The 14,388-nt window shown below is 65.1% G+C and carries 11 protein-coding genes; 2 read left to right on the forward strand and 9 right to left on the reverse strand.

Translation table 11 applies throughout. The features are described from left to right. Positions 1–160 precede the first annotated feature (160 nt). From Q0A15_RS09340 to Q0A15_RS09355, 4 genes are all read right to left on the reverse strand, one after another. Positions 161–1,582 (reverse strand): MFS transporter, encoded by a 1,422-nt coding sequence (locus Q0A15_RS09340; protein ID WP_291279258.1) that lies wholly within the window; start codon positions 1,580–1,582, stop codon positions 161–163. Positions 1,583–1,760: 178 nt separating this feature from the next. Next, entirely contained in the window at positions 1,761–3,263 is a 1,503-nt protein-coding gene (locus Q0A15_RS09345) for an APC family permease (RefSeq protein WP_291279259.1), read from the reverse strand. Positions 3,264–3,346: 83 nt separating this feature from the next. Further along, positions 3,347–4,333 carry a helix-turn-helix domain-containing protein gene (locus tag Q0A15_RS09350; protein WP_291279260.1) on the reverse strand — a complete coding sequence of 329 codons (987 nt, stop codon included), beginning with the start codon at positions 4,331–4,333 and terminating at the stop codon, positions 3,347–3,349. A gap of 94 nt (positions 4,334–4,427) precedes the next feature. Beyond that, the gene (locus Q0A15_RS09355) at positions 4,428–5,051 is read right to left on the reverse strand and encodes a TetR/AcrR family transcriptional regulator (protein WP_291279261.1); all 624 of its coding nucleotides are present in this window, start codon (positions 5,049–5,051) and stop codon (positions 4,428–4,430) included. Positions 5,052–5,240: 189 nt separating this feature from the next. Between Q0A15_RS09355 and Q0A15_RS09360 the strand changes: the two genes are divergently transcribed. Together Q0A15_RS09360 and Q0A15_RS09365 are read left to right on the forward strand one after the other, a co-directional pair. Further along, the gene (locus Q0A15_RS09360; protein WP_291279262.1) at positions 5,241–7,214 is read left to right on the forward strand and encodes a primary-amine oxidase; all 1,974 of its coding nucleotides are present in this window, start codon (positions 5,241–5,243) and stop codon (positions 7,212–7,214) included. Continuing rightward, positions 7,192–7,644 carry a hypothetical protein gene (locus Q0A15_RS09365; RefSeq protein WP_291279263.1) on the forward strand — a complete coding sequence of 151 codons (453 nt, stop codon included), beginning with the start codon at positions 7,192–7,194 and terminating at the stop codon, positions 7,642–7,644. Before Q0A15_RS09360 ends, Q0A15_RS09365 begins: the two co-directional genes overlap by 23 nt. A gap of 51 nt (positions 7,645–7,695) precedes the next feature. Here the strand turns inward: Q0A15_RS09365 and Q0A15_RS09370 are convergent, their stop codons facing one another. From Q0A15_RS09370 to Q0A15_RS09390, 5 genes are all read right to left on the reverse strand, one after another. Continuing rightward, on the reverse strand, positions 7,696–8,394 hold the full coding sequence (locus Q0A15_RS09370; RefSeq protein WP_291279264.1) for a helix-turn-helix domain-containing protein: 699 nt from the start codon (positions 8,392–8,394) through the stop codon (positions 7,696–7,698). 3 nt (positions 8,395–8,397) lie between these two features. Continuing rightward, positions 8,398–10,290 carry an FAD-dependent monooxygenase gene (locus Q0A15_RS09375; protein ID WP_291279265.1) on the reverse strand — a complete coding sequence of 631 codons (1,893 nt, stop codon included), beginning with the start codon at positions 10,288–10,290 and terminating at the stop codon, positions 8,398–8,400. Positions 10,291–10,699: 409 nt separating this feature from the next. Further along, a complete protein-coding gene (locus tag Q0A15_RS09380) occupies positions 10,700–11,509 on the reverse strand; it encodes an aldolase/citrate lyase family protein (protein WP_291279266.1) in 810 nt (269 codons plus the stop codon). Then, complete coding sequence (locus Q0A15_RS09385; protein ID WP_291279267.1) at positions 11,494–12,279, reverse strand: fumarylacetoacetate hydrolase family protein; 786 nt, start codon at positions 12,277–12,279, stop codon at positions 11,494–11,496. Before Q0A15_RS09385 ends, Q0A15_RS09380 begins: the two co-directional genes overlap by 16 nt. Next, positions 12,279–13,772, reverse strand: a complete 1,494-nt coding sequence (locus Q0A15_RS09390) for a fumarylacetoacetate hydrolase family protein (protein ID WP_291279268.1) — start codon at positions 13,770–13,772, stop codon at positions 12,279–12,281. The genes Q0A15_RS09385 and Q0A15_RS09390 overlap by 1 nt, the downstream gene beginning before the upstream one ends. Between the last annotated feature and the right edge of the window lie 616 nt (positions 13,773–14,388).

Genomic DNA, 14,388 nt, shown 5'->3' on the forward strand with positions numbered 1-14,388 from the left:
CCCGGGGGCATTATCTCCCGCCTTGCCCCGTTTGGCTTGCGGGTACCTGGCGGGGGGTTAAGCGTTTTTTTCCACCGGTGCCCGCCTTTTTCTTGTTTCCCCGCGGGGGGGGGCGGGGTTCCTTCGGTAACCGGGCCCCCGCCGTCGGGCACTGGTCTTGTCAGTTCTTGGTTTCCAGGACCTGCTCCGCGGGAGCGTCCGGGAACTGGCGGGGGAAGATCAACGATCCCTTGGCCTGCTGCGCCTCGTTCTTGTGGGAGAGGTCCAGACGGGAGCGGTCCCGCAGGATGGTGACCGCCAGGAATCCGACGATCACCACGATGAACAGGTAGATCGAGATGCCTGTGGTCTCACCGGTGGCGTTCTTGATGGCCTGCGCGATCAACGGCGCGAAGGCACCGCCGATGATGGCGCCGAGGGCGTAGGAGATGGCCACGCCGGAGAAGCGCACCGAGGCCGGGAACATCTCCGAGTACAGGGCTGCCTGCGGGCCGTAGGTCAGTCCGAGTCCGATGGAGAAGAGGAACAGGGCCAGATAGAGCATGCCGAGGGAGCCGGTCTGGATCATCGGGAAGATGAGGAACACGGTTCCCGCGAGGGCCACGAATCCGATCTGGTAGGTGCGTACACGGCCGATGACGTCTGCCAGCCACCCGGAGAGCAGGGTGAACGCGAACCAGCATGCGGAGCCGAAGGTGATGGCGATGAGCACATCGGTCTTGTCCATGCCGACCTCAGGGCTGGTGGAGTAGTTCTGAATGAAACCACCGGTGGTCATGTAGCCGGCCGCGTTGTTCCCGGCGAACACCAGGGCACCCAGGATGACCAGGTGGCCGTAGCGCTTGAGCACCTGAACCAGAGGAGCCTTGGTGTGCACGTAGTTCTGATCGTTCTCCATCTCCTGGAAGACAGGTGACTCCTCGACGCTGCGGCGGATCCAGTAGCCCACGAACACCAGGACGATGGAGAGGAAGAACGGAACGCGCCATCCCCACGACTCGAAGGCGTCGCCCTTGGCGATCACGCCGGTCATGAGGGCCATGACGCCGGAGGCCAGCAGCATGCCGAGCGGCACACCGAGCTGAGGGAAGGAACCGGCCAGCCCGCGCTTCTTGGGGTTGGCGTACTCCACCGCCATGAGCACGGCGCCGCCCCATTCGCCACCTGCGGCGATGCCCTGCAACACACGCAGCAGCAACAACAGGATGGGTGCCGTGAGGCCGACGGCCGTGTAGGTGGGCAGGGCACCGATCAAGGCGGTGGCCACACCCATCAGCAGCAGGGTCAGCACCAGCATGGTGCGGCGCCCCAGCTTGTCGCCGAAGTGTCCCGCCAGGAAGGCGCCCAGCGGACGGAAGAGGAAGGAGATGCCAACGGAGGCGAAGGCCACCAGCTGGCCCACGCTGCCTCCGGCGGGATCGAAGAACTGCTTGTTGAACACCAACGCGACGGCGTTGGCATAGATGAAGAAGTCGTACCACTCGACGGTGGTGCCGACGATGGTCGCGACTGCGACGCGTCCTTGACCGGATTTCTTGGTACCTGGACCGCCTGAGCGGGCTTCCTTGGCCGCTGTGGACATGGACTGCCTCTGTTCCTGAAGATGATGCACTGTTGTAGGCGCCCCTAAGGGCAAGAGCTGCGCTTGGGCGCCGTTCTCGTTGCTTCAGCGCAGCCGCCGACGTGGCTTGAGCCACACCCGTTGATCACCATCGTATACGATTATGGGTCGATTTGTTACCAGCATCAATAGTTGAGGCCTACAACAGCAATTCGCCGTTCTTGTCGTGGCCGATCCCCTCGTAGACCTCCGGCCGTGCGCTTCGCAGCCACAGGGTCCAGCCGGCAGCGACCAACCCGGGAACCACCACGATGGCGGGCAGCAACCAGTTCAAAACGCTTCCCGATTCCGCGTCCACGAGCACCGGAAAGTTCACGATTATCAGGATGGTCATGCCGGCCAACGCCACCCCGGCCACCCAGGGGGCGATGACGCGCGTGAACACACCCGTCCCGGCTCGGTGGGCCCGCAGGAATCCGAAGGCCGCGAAACTCGTGAGCGCCATCAATGCCACGAGCCCCAGGGCCCCCATGTTGGTGAGCCACGTGAAGAGAGTCAGGACCGGGAACATGATCGGGTCCTCCGCACCTGTACCGATGATCGCGAAGATGACCAGCACCACCAGCGCCAAACCCGACTGGGTGAACGAACCAGCCACGGGCGCCTTGCCTGCACCCGCGCTGTAGGACAGGAACCGAGGCAGCACCCGGTCGCGGGACAGGGACCGTAGGTAGCGGGACACCACGTTGTGGAAGGAGACCAGGGCCGCGATCAGCGAGGTGACGAACAACAACTGGGCGATGTCCACTGCGAACTTGGGCAGGTGCCCGGCCAACACTCCGAAGACCACACCTGGCCCGTTGGCGCCGGAGGAGTCCACGACAGAACCTGAGCCGACGCCCACGATCATGGCCCAGGCCGAGAAGGCGTAGAAGATGCCGATCACGATGACGGCACCGTAGGTGGCCCGACGAACGGTGACGCGCGGGTTCTTGACCTCATCCGCGTAGATGGATCCGGATTCGAAACCCATGAACGCCGCCACTGAGAACGCCAGAACGGCGCCGATCCCTGGGCCGAATAGGTCCGACATCCCCAGTCCGGTGGCGTCGACGCCCTGTGGGGAATCAGCGAGGCCGAAGACGTCGAACACGAGCACCACGAGGAATTCCAACGCCACGAGGATGCCGAGCACCTTGGCGGAGAGGTCCACCGCGTTGATCCCAAGGATCCCCACGATCAACCAACCGATCAGGGCCCACACCCACCAGGCGATCTCGGCTCCGGTCAGGGAGGTCACGAGGTCGGCCGTGGCGTAGCCGAACATGCCGTAGATGCCGATCTGCATGGCGTTGTAGCAGACCAATGCCACCCAGGCGGCGCCGACACCAGGAGTACGCCCCAAGCCTCGAGCCACATATGAGTAGAACGCACCGGCGGAGGTGATCCGGGTGGACATCGCGGTGTACCCCACCGCAAAGATCACCAGGACCAGCCCGAGGATGAGGAAACTCAGCGGGACCCCGAGCGATCCGGTCACCGCGAAGTTGGAGGTGACTCCTCCCGCGACCACGGTCAGCGGCGCTGAGGCAGCGACGATCATGAGGATCAGTGAGAGGGTTCCGATCCTGCGTGGTCCCGTTGAGGGAGAGGATCCGTTGGATGCGGCCGGTACCGGGCCGGGAGCTGTCGTCGTCGACATGCACGTCCTGACTTAGAAAGGTGAAAACTGCTTGAGCCGGCCAGGGCCGGGGACAAAGATCGTGAGGTTAGATGACGCTGTGGTCAGCCGACGCCGAGCGCGCGATTGCGGACCTGTGTAGGCGAGATCCCGAAAGTGGAACGGAAGAGCCTGGAAAAATGCGCGGCATCCGGTAGACCGCACTCCGTGCCGATGCGCCCGATGGGCACGTCGACCCGACCGGGATGACTGAGCGCCTCCATGGCCCTCTCCATTCGGCGGGACCTGATCAGAGCCGCCACCGTGGTGCCGGATTCGTCGAAGAGTTTGTAGAGCGAGCGCACCGACATGAAATGGGCCGCTGCGACGGCCTGCGGGCTCAGCCGAGGGTCTCCCAACTGTTCGTCGATGTATCGCACCACGCGACGCAATTCGTTGTCCTTGGCCCCCCGAGGGAGATCCTCCGATGCGGCGAGAAATCGCTCGGCATCGTCGCGGCACATGGTCTCCACCAGATCCACCGCATGATGGATCAGGGCAGCGCCAACGCTCGCCTGCCCGGTCCTCAATCGCTGAGCAACCCCCGTCAGAACGGGGACCACCACATCAGCCAACCCTCCCACTCCGAGCCGGGTGGCCACGAGGTCCTCGACGTCCGACACTGCGGACCCGAATCGTTCCTGCGGGACCATCAGCACGAACTGCGTGTTGGGGCGGTCGAACGTGAGCGTATACGGACGTGACGTGTCATAGACGGTGATGTCACCCGGCTTGACGGTGGATTCTCGGCCACCCTGGGACACCACCCCGCGGCCTCCCATCTGCAGGGAGAACTTGAAGTATCCGCTCCCGCCGGCCCGGACGTGGGCCGCGCTCCGCTCCACTTGGTGGGCACCCGCCTCGAGCCTGACGGCGGTTGCCTCTGGTATGGCCAAGCCACTGAGTCGACCTTCGAACTCGGAAGGAACCTCGGGATCCACGGCAAGCGGCACGAAAACCTGCGAGGCGTGACGCTGCCACTCGTCCAAACGGAGCACCTCTGCGCCACCCGGCAGCGAGGTCTGAGTTGGAGACAGCCCGGTCAAGGTCATGAGGGTCCCCCTCTCGGCAGGTACGGCTGATACGGCCTGACCCTCTGGAGATCGGGGGTCACCGAAAGAGTGAACCACGCCACGTCACAAAAATCTACACCGGGAGAGATTCTGTGTGATCTTCTCGCGTTGATCGCCACCCGTCCACCAAGGCCTCCAGCTGGATCTCCAGCGCGTCGAGGCCTTCGTCCCGCGAGTCCAGGCAGGCGCGCACCTGAGCCCCCAAGAGGAAGGAGAGCAAGGTCGGCACGGCCACCGAGATCTCGAATCCGACCCGCGTCGCCCCGTCCTCCTGCGCCTGCCGCAGCCAGTCGCCCAACCACCCGCGCCAGATGTCGATGGAGTCCTCGTGGGCATCCGCGAGGGCGGGGTCCATCATGGCCTCCTGCCAGAAGGCGATCACCGCCCTGGCCTCATCCAGACGCTCCTGGTCGAGTGGGAGGACCTCACGCGCAAATGCCAGAACAGCAGCGAATCCCCTGCGTCGCGCCACGACCGCGGACACTCGTTCATTGGTGCGTTCGAAGACGTGCGAATACGTCGCAGACATCAGGTCCCGCTTGGAGGGGAAGTAAGGCTTGAGCGCACCGTTTGCGAACCCTGCTTCCGCCGCGACCTCTCGCATGGTGGCGCCACTCAGTCCACGACGAGCGATCACCCGCCAGGCACTGTCCATGAGTTCCTTGCGCCGGAGGCCATGGTCCACGATCTTGGGCACTGTTCACCTTTCGCCAACACATCCCCGGCGCACTCGGATCGTCAAGCAACGGCAGCAGGGTCTTGTTTCATCGTACGGTGAAGTTTATTCTCTACATCAAGAGAAAATAAGGGTGGTGGCCGTCACGACGCGTTCGGACAACGAAGGCGGCGCATACTCGTCCGGCCCTTGTCACACCGAAAGGCACGCATGACTCACGACCTTCCGACCCCGACCACCGCACCGTCACCAGGGCACCACACCCTGGTGACCCCGGACGAGGTTTCCCGCGTCCGGGACATCCTCGCCGCGGACGGCCTGTTCACCGACTCCACCCGACTGGCCTACATCGGCTTGGTGGACCCGGCCTTCGATCTCGAGGAAGACGCTCCCGTGGACCGTCGTTTCCGTGTCCAGACGGTGGATGCCCTGGACGCCACCTCTCGCGACATCGTGCTCTCCGCCACCCGTGGCGTCGTCGAGTCCGCCACGGTCCTGGACACCGCCGTCGTCGGCGAGCTCCCGGTCAAGGACGAGGACTACGAGGTGGTCGAGGAGATCCTCAAGACCGACGAGCGCTGGCTCGCTGCTCTGGCCAAGCGCGGCCTCGACGTTGAGAAGGTCCGTGTTGCACCGCTCTCCGCCGGAGTCTTCGAATACCCGGAGGAGAAGGGCCGCCGTATGCTGCGCGGGCTCGCCTTCGTCCAAGAGAACCCGGATGAGCCGGCCTGGGCCCACCCCGTCGAGGGTCTGCTCTCCTACGTGGACATCACCAACAAGACCGTTGACCAGGTGCTGGACTTCTTCGTGGCGGACATCCCAAAGGAGTCCGGCGATTACCTCTCCCCGGAACTGACGGGCCCCACCCGCACCACACAGAAGCCCATCGTCATCACCCAGCCGGAAGGGCCTTCCTTCACGGTCACCGACGGCAACCACGTGGAATGGGAGCGGTGGAGCCTGGACGTCGGCTTCGACATGCGTGACGGCCTGGTGCTTCACAACGTCTCCTTCGACGACGTGGATCCCGGCAACCCCGAGAATCCCGTCCGCCGCCGCATCCTCAATCGCGCCTCCATCGCCGAAATGGTGGTCCCGTACGGCGACCCGAGCCCCGTGCGCTCCTGGCAGAATTACTTCGACACCGGTGAGTACCTGATCGGTCAGTGCGCCAATTCCCTGGAGCTCGGCTGCGATTGCCTTGGCGAGATCACCTATCTCTCCCCCACGATCGCGGACAACGACGGCAATCCCCGGACCATCGCCAACGGCATCTGCATGCATGAGGAGGACTTCTCCATCCTCTCCAAGCATGACGACCTGTGGGCAGGCACGCACTACACGCGCCGCAACCGTCGCATGGTGATCTCCATCTTCACGACCGTCGGCAACTACGACTACGGCTTCTATTGGTACCTCTACCTGGACGGCACCATCGAGTTCGAGGCCAAGGCCACCGGCATCCTCTTCACCTCCGGCTACCTGGACGACCCGACTCATAATTCCCAGGTCGCTCCGGGACTCGGTGCCCCGTTCCACCAGCACCAGTTCGCCGCCCGGCTGGACTTCGCCTTGGACGGCGGCCCCACCCGGGTGGAGGAAGAGGATGCGGTTCGACTCCCCATCTCGGAGAGCAATCCGCGCGGCAACGCCTTCACCCGCAAGCGCACCGTCCTCGCCACCGAGCAGCAGGCCGTCCGCGACGCCGACGGTGCCCTGGGTCGCACCTGGGTGATCTCCAACCCGGAATCCAAGAATCGCCTGGGTGAGCCCGTGTCCTACAAGCTCTTCCCCGCAGGCACCCCGATGCTGCTCGCGGACGCGGACTCCTCGATCGCCAAGCGTGCCACGGTCATGCGTCACGGCCTCTGGGTCACCCGCTACGACGAGACGCAGAAGTACCCCACCTCCGACTTCGCCAACCAGAACCCGGGCGTGGACGGCATCGCCCAGTGGATCGAGGCGGACCGCGACGTGGACGGTCAGCGAGACGTCGTGTGGCACACCTTCGGGTTAACTCATTTCCCCCGCGTCGAGGACTGGCCGATCATGCCGGTGGACTCCGTGGGGTTCAAGCTGCGAGCTGACGGTTTCTTCGACCGCAATCCCGCGATGGACGTTCCTGCACCGGTAAAGGCCCACGGCTGCTGTGGCGGCGGCGATGAGTGCCACTGCGAGCACTGAGATCCAGCCCCCGGGCGTGGAGGGCCCCGTCCGCGGCACGGTTCGCTGTGCCGGGGTCGGGGCCCTCGCGGTTGCCGCCGCACACCTGTGGGCGGCGCTGTCACACCGTCATGACGTGGTGTTCGGCGTGCTGGTCGCGACGATGACCGTGGGATGCGTGATCTGTGCCGTGCGCTGTCTGCGTACCCCATGCCTACGGGAGGTTCGGACCCTCATGACCATGTCAGCGGCGATGGCGCTGGCCCACGTGGCCTGGTTGATGGCCGCCGGGGGCGGCCACCACCACAGCGGGACAGTGCCCGATGGCGGTTCCCACACCTCAGCAGGACTCACCATGGTGGGCCTGGCCCTGGCTGAGGTGGCGGTCACCGCGATATGCGCCGTGGCGCTACGTCGGCACGCGGCCGCTCAGTCAAGTTCCTCGTCCTGAGTTCGGTCGAGGTCGGGTCGAGCCTCGTTCAGATCCGACCCTCCACGTGGCCTATACCAGGGCTGCGCTGATGACGCCTGCAGCCCTACGCAGCTCGCCAACCACGGTTTCGTCGTCGATCTCAGCCCCAGAGAGGTGAACCACGGCCACGGCCGCTGGCGGCTCACCCGGCACCACCAGAGGAACCGCGACCGAACGCAGCCCCGGGATAACCTCGTCTCTGGACACCCAGTGCTCGTCCGAGCGATCGGTGGGATCCGGGCGGCCCACTCCCAGCCTGGTCAGTTCCTCGTCGGAGAGCTGCGCGCGGATCACCGCGCCAGGCGCCCCCAGGTCGAGACGGTGCCGCGACCCGGGGCGCTGTGCCACGACGCCGAGCCCACCGGTGGGTTCGGCCGAGACCAGAGTCATGACCAGGTCATCCACGAGCACCGTGAGGAACGTGGTCATCTGCACCTTGTTGGCCACTCGCGTCAGTTCCGGCAGAGCCACGGTCTGCAGGTCGCGTTGCACCGACCTCGACAACGCGGCCAGTCCCAGCCCTAACCGGACTCGACCGTCATCGTCCCGCGCGGCCAGGCCGTGTTCCTCGAGAGTGCGCAGCAGCCGGTAGACCACGGACCGGTGCAGACCGAGCCGTTCACACAATTCCGGCAGGGGCAGAGGTGTCTCCGCTTCAGAGAGCACTTCAAGCACCCTGATCCCTCTGGAAAGCGTCTGCGACCCTGAGCCGCCGGCTGCCGCAGCCACGGCTCAGCCCTGGGTCGTCGCGGAATGCGGGGCCACGGTCTCGAAGAACGTGGCCAGCTCATCCTGGGCATCCAGCGGAAGGACCTGAGCCACGTACTGATCCGGACGGACCACCACGATGGCACCATCGCGTGAGATCCCGCGCTCGTCGAAGATGTCCACGCCGGGATCGCAGGAGAAGACGTTCTCGTACTGCATCACCCCGAACTCACCGTATGCAGGGCGGAAGACCTCGGGGGCGTCCAGCAGCTCAAAGTCCAGGTGGTTCTGCTGGTAGATCACCTTGGTATCGAACCACTCGTGCCGCGGACGCCCACCGAGGTCGGAACCGACCAATGGAGAGGCGGCGTCATTCTTGAGCCATGTGGCAAGGTCCGTGACCTTGGAATCCTGACCTGCCGCCGGAGCATCGGCGAACACGTAGATCCGCCAGCGGCCGTCGGCCTCGTGCAGGTGCCCCAGTTCCACGTGGTTTCCCTCCGCCCGGCGTGCCACCTTGGCCGACTTGAAGCGCTTGCCGACGGGGTAGCCGGTGGCCAGTTCCTGGTGTGCCTTGGTTCCGGTGGTCAGCCCGGGAACGTACTCGGTCATGAATCCGGCAGGGAACTCGGCGGTGCGAACGTAGAAGTCCTCGAGCTCGGTCGGGGAGTCGAAGTCCTCCGGCTTGGCTGCCATCATCGAGGACCACTCCATATCGAAGTCGATCAGGTTCTGCGCGATGACCTGACGCTCCTTGGTGTAGGTGCGCAGCAGCTCCTCGGGAGCCACACCCAGGAGGACGTGGGCCAGCTTCCACGCCAGGTTGAAACCGTCCTGCATGGACACGTTCATGCCCTGTCCGGCCTTGGCGGAGTGCGTATGGCAGGCGTCGCCCAGGATGAACACGCGTGGCTTGCGTCCCGTGGCTTCATCCTCCACATCGTCGAAGCGGTCCGTGACGCGGTGGCCCACCTCGTAGATGGAGTGCCAAGCCACGTGCTTCACGTCCACGGTGTAGGGGTGCAGAATCCGGTTGGCATGGGCCACGACCTCTTCGAGCGGCGTCTCACGCACATGGCCGTTGTCGTCCGCAGCCACCTCACCCAGGTCCACGTACATGCGGGCGAGCTGTCCACCCTCACGCGGGATGTGGAGGATCGAGCCGCCATCGTGTGACTGGATGGCGCACTTGGTCCGCCAGTCAGGGAAGTCGGTGACGGAGAGCGAATCGATGACCCCCCAGGCGTGCAGCGCCTGCTTGCCCTGGCGGGTTGCACCGATGTCGCGGCGGATCTGGGACTTGGCCCCATCAGCACCCACGAGGTACTTGGTGTTGACGGTGAATTCCTCACCCGATCCCACGCGGCGCAGACGAACGGCCACCGGGTGCTCACGAGTCTCGTCGATCTCGTGGGAGATGTATTCGATGCCGTAGTCCGGAACCAGCTTCGAGGCGGAGTTGCGGGCAAACTCGCCGAAGTACTGCATCACGCGGGCCTGGTTGATGATGATGTGCGGGAACTCGGAGATGCCCTCCGGATCATCGGGAGCCACGGCCGTGCGCACAATGTTCTCGGGCTGCTCGGTGTCCGGCTTCCAGAAGGCCATCTCGGTGATGTGGTAGGCCTCCTCCACAATGCGCTTGGCGAAGCCGAAGGCCTGGAAGGTCTCGACCGAACGCGCCTGGATGCCATCGGCCTGCCCCACGAGCAGTTCCTCGGGTCGGCGCTCCACCAGGCGGACATTGAGCTCAGGGAAGGCGGAGAGCTGTGCCGCCGTGATCATGCCGGCAGGGCCCTCACCGACGATCAGCACGTCGAGGTTCTCGGGAAAATCCGCAGTGCGGTTCAGGCCGAAGCCTTCGGCACGCTTCACGTGGGGGTCGCGGGTGACGTATCCGTCCTCATGGAACTGCATGGTGGCCTCACTTCATCGGGAGTCTCCAGAAGCGGGCCATGAACCCGTTCGCCCGGGCGAACGAGGAAGGTGCCATGGCGGCGCTGCCGGTGCTGAGAATGATCTCAACTGAATGTTCTGGTGTTCGATATGAGAACGTCTCGTCCTTATATCGAATCGTATACGACTTACAGTAGCGCCCATCACAGCTACGCGCCACCCGAACACCCACCTCGGCACTGGTGGTGATCCCGTCGAGTCAGGAAAACGACACCTCATCAGGTTCCGTGCGGGCCCCGAGCCATGCCACATGGCAAGAAAGCCTCGGCCCCACATCCTCCCGGATGTGGAGCCGAGACTCCGAAATCGACAGTCCACAGTCCACAGTCCACGACACGTGCCGTAGAGCGTGGTCCCTCAGTCTTGACGATCAGCTCAGGTATTGCTCCGCCAGTTTCTCGGTGGCCCGCGCCAACAGCGCCACGTCGGCACCGACGTTGACGAAGTCCGCTCCGGCGGCGAGGTAGTCCTTCGCCGCAGCGGGGTCGAACGCATTGACGCCGACGATCTTGCCCGCAGTCTTGGCCGCCGCGATGACGGACTTGACCGCCTCGACGACCTCGGGATGCCCCTGCTGTCCCAGGTATCCCATCGAGGCGGCGAGGTCAGAAGGGCCAAGGAAGATCGCGTCGACGCCCTCCACCGCTGCGATCTCAGCCGCATTGGATACTGCCTCGGAAGACTCGATCTGCACGATCAGGGACACGAGTTCGTGGGCCCGCGTCAGGTAATTCGGGATGCGCCCCCACCGCGACGAGCGGGCCAGGGCGGCACCGACACCGCGCACACCTGCCTCCGCTGCACCCGGCTGCGGGTACCGGACCGAACGAACGGCGGCGGCCGCCGAGGCGGCGTCGTGCACCATCGGGACCATGATGTTCTGCGCACCGGCGTCCAGCACCTGCTTGATCGGCACCTCGTCGTTGACGGGCACCCTGACGACGGCCTGGGCGGAATAGCCTGCGACAGCACGCAACTGCGCTTGGATCGACTCCAGCCAGAAGGAACCGTGCTCGGCGTCGATGAGGACGTAGTCGAAGCCAGCCCCCGCACAGATCTCTGCGGAGGTGGCACCGCCGTCGCACACGAACATGCCGACCACGGGTCGGGTGGCTGCCGGGGCCTCGGGACCCACGAAGAGGTCTCGGAAGGACGGGAGGGGGTTCAGTTGAACTGGCACGTGATGGCTCCCAACTGGCCGTAGTCCGCGTGGACGGTGGAGCCAGGCTGCACCCACATGGGACGGGTGAAGGACCCGGCCAGGATCAGTTCGCCTGCACGCAGCTTCTCCCCGTGTTCGGAGAGGCGGTTGGCCAACCAGTGCACGCCGTTGGCGGGATGGCCCAGAACACCGGCGGCCACGCCGGTCTCCTCGATCTCCTGGTTGTTGGAGAGAATGCCTGGCACCCAGCGCAGGTCCACGGCGTCCGGAGCCACCGGCGTGCCCCCGATGACCATGAGCCCCATCGCGGCGTTGTCGGCAATGGTGTCCACGATGGTGCGACCGGCCATCTCGACGCGGGCGTCGAGGATCTCCAGCGCAGGAACCACGTACTCGGTGGCCCTCAGCACGTCGAAGATCGTGGCATCCGGGCCCTCGACATCTTCTTTGAGCAGGAAGGCGAGTTCCATCTCCACGCGCGGCTTGGTGTAGTCGGACCAGGTCAGCGAGCACCCGGACTCACGGATCATGTCCTTGAAGATCACCCCGTAGTCCGGTTCGGTGATCCCGGTGGCGTCCTGCATGGCCTTGGAGGTCAGGCCGATCTTGTGGCCTGCGACGGTACGCCCCGCCTCTTCACCGCGTTGGCGCCAGATGTTCTGCACGGCGTAGGAATCCGCCACCTCCATGTCCGGGTAGCGCTGGGTCAGCAGCGGGACGGGCGTGCGCGTCTCTGCTGCGCGGACGAGTTCGTCAGCGATGGCGGTGTGAGTAGTGGTGTCCAACATCAGTTCTCCCCCTGCTCTGCCTTGTAGGCCTCGTACTTGGCCTTCCACTCACCGCTGGGCGGGAACAGTCCTTCGATGGCATTGCCTGCCTCGACCTGCTCCAGCACCCAGGCGTCCTGCGCTTCCTGGGCCGCTGCGTCGGCAGCCACCTGGGCCACGAGGGCCGGCGGGATGACGATGATGCCGTCCGAATCGGCCACGATCACGTCGCCGGGCTGCACGGTGGCGCCGCCGCAGGCCACGGTGATGTCGGTGTCCCACGGGATGTGCTTGCGGCCCAGGACGGAGGGGTGGGCTCCCGAGTGGAAGACGGGAAGGTCGATGTCCGTGACGGCGGAGAGGTCACGCACGGCACCGTCGGAGATGATGCCTGCGGCACCCTTGACGCCCGCGCGGGTCACCAGGATGTCTCCCATGGTGGCGGCCCCGGTCTCGCCGCGGGCCTCCATGACCAGGATCTCACCCTCGTTGAGGGAGTCGATCACGCGCTTCTGGGCGTTGTAGCCGCCGCCGGACTGTTTGAAGAGGTCCTGGCGCAGGGGGACGTAGCGCAGTGTGCGGGCCACACCGATGACGCGGCGGGTGCCCTTGGTGGCGGTGAGACCTGCGATGGTGCAGTTCTCCACGCCGGCCTTCTTCACCGAGGTGGAGAGGGTCGCCACGGCGGCGGCTTCGAGTTGGGCACGGACCTCTGGGGTCAGCGGGTTCTCGGCGGGTGCGATCCCGGCGGACTCGGCGTCGCCCCAGGCATCGATGCGGTCGGCGTCGGTGACCTTCGTGGGATTACCGAAGGCCTTGAAGCCCTGGTTGGCCTGCGTGGCTGTGGTGGTGAGTTCGCCGGTGGAGGCGCCGGCCTCGCGGGCGTCGGAGACCTCGATGGTGACAGTGTCGCCGGGGGCGAAGACGGAGGAGCCTGCGGGTGTGCCGGTCAGGATCACGTCGCCGGGGTGCAGGGTCATCTGCTGGGAGAGGTCGGCGACGATCTGGCCGAAGGAGAAGAGCAATTCGTCCGTCGTGGCGTTCTGAACCTCTGCGCCGTTCAGCCGCGTGGTGACACGCAGCCGCTCCGGGTCGAGTTCCGAGGCGGGCAGTAGGACTGGGCCAAGAGGCGTGTATCCGTCTCCGGACTTGGAGCGGACGTTGGAACCCTTGTCCGCATACTTGATGTCCTGGATACCCAGGTCGTTGGAGGCGGTCACCCAACCGACGTGGGCCCAGCCCTGCTCCGGGGTGATGCGACGAGCCTCGGTACCGATGACCAGGGCGATCTCACCTTCGAACTGCAGCAGCTCGGTATCGGCAGGGCGCTCAACCTCCGCGCCGGAGAGCGCGAGGGAGCTGGTGGCCTTCATGAAATAGGAGGGGAACTTAGGAGTGCGGCCCCGCTGGGCGGCACGGGATGAGTAGGAGAGGTGGACCGCGAGGACCTTCCCGACGGCGTCCAACACCTCCTGCGTCACGGGGACGGGCTTGGACACAGAGAACGGGAACACGTTCACGACTCCTTCGTACGGGATTGACGCGTGCAGGTGGAGTGGCGAACACCACGTCCACCTAAATCGTATACGAAATTGAGTGGACGTGGTGAGCGAAAGTCATGCTGGATCGCCACGGTCAGGTCCGCTCACAGGAGAACTAGACCTCAGGAGGAATCAGGAGTTCGCCGAAAGCTGTGTCGAATTCAGGGCGGACGGCCCCTGCCCACGCACTGGCGGGGCCGTCCGGCTGATACAGGTCCGCGACCAACTCTCCGTTCACCCGCTCCGAGCCCACTGCGGCTCGAGTCGGTTCCGGCACCCACAGACGGTTCCGATGAGCGAAACAGGAGTGCTGCGCCCGGTGACCCGAGGGACCCAGGACCCCCAGCCGGACCGAGTGTCACCATCTGACTCCCGACCGAACACCTTGACCTTGCGTTCGGCCCCTCCGAGGACGTCCGCATAACGTTCCCGGATCGAGCATCAGAATGATCACTTCTGCGTCTTGACCTGCAATATCCACCTTACTTGATTAGGTAAGAACTGTCTAGCGTTACGTTGTTCGCCCTCTCGGGTTGACGCTGAAGGCCCGTCTCACACCATGCAAGTCGCCCGTGGCGCGCCCCCCCCC

The organism is Galactobacter sp. (assembly GCF_022712295.1).
In the GTDB taxonomy this organism is placed as follows: domain Bacteria; phylum Actinomycetota; class Actinomycetes; order Actinomycetales; family Micrococcaceae; genus Galactobacter.

Excerpts from the sequence above, each read along its gene's own strand:
- Q0A15_RS09375 (WP_291279265.1), bottom strand. The coding sequence starts at position 10,290 with ATGCAGTTCCATGAGGACGGATACGTCACCCGCGACCCCCACGTGAAG.
- Q0A15_RS09340 (WP_291279258.1), bottom strand. The coding sequence starts at position 1,582 with ATGTCCACAGCGGCCAAGGAAGCCCGCTCAGGCGGTCCAGGTACCAAG.
- Q0A15_RS09345 (WP_291279259.1), bottom strand. The coding sequence starts at position 3,263 with ATGTCGACGACGACAGCTCCCGGCCCGGTACCGGCCGCATCCAACGGA.
- Q0A15_RS09360 (WP_291279262.1), top strand. The coding sequence starts at position 5,241 with ATGACTCACGACCTTCCGACCCCGACCACCGCACCGTCACCAGGGCAC.
- Q0A15_RS09350 (WP_291279260.1), bottom strand. The coding sequence starts at position 4,333 with ATGACCTTGACCGGGCTGTCTCCAACTCAGACCTCGCTGCCGGGTGGC.
- Q0A15_RS09365 (WP_291279263.1), top strand. The coding sequence starts at position 7,192 with ATGAGTGCCACTGCGAGCACTGAGATCCAGCCCCCGGGCGTGGAGGGC.
- Q0A15_RS09385 (WP_291279267.1), bottom strand. The coding sequence starts at position 12,279 with ATGTTGGACACCACTACTCACACCGCCATCGCTGACGAACTCGTCCGC.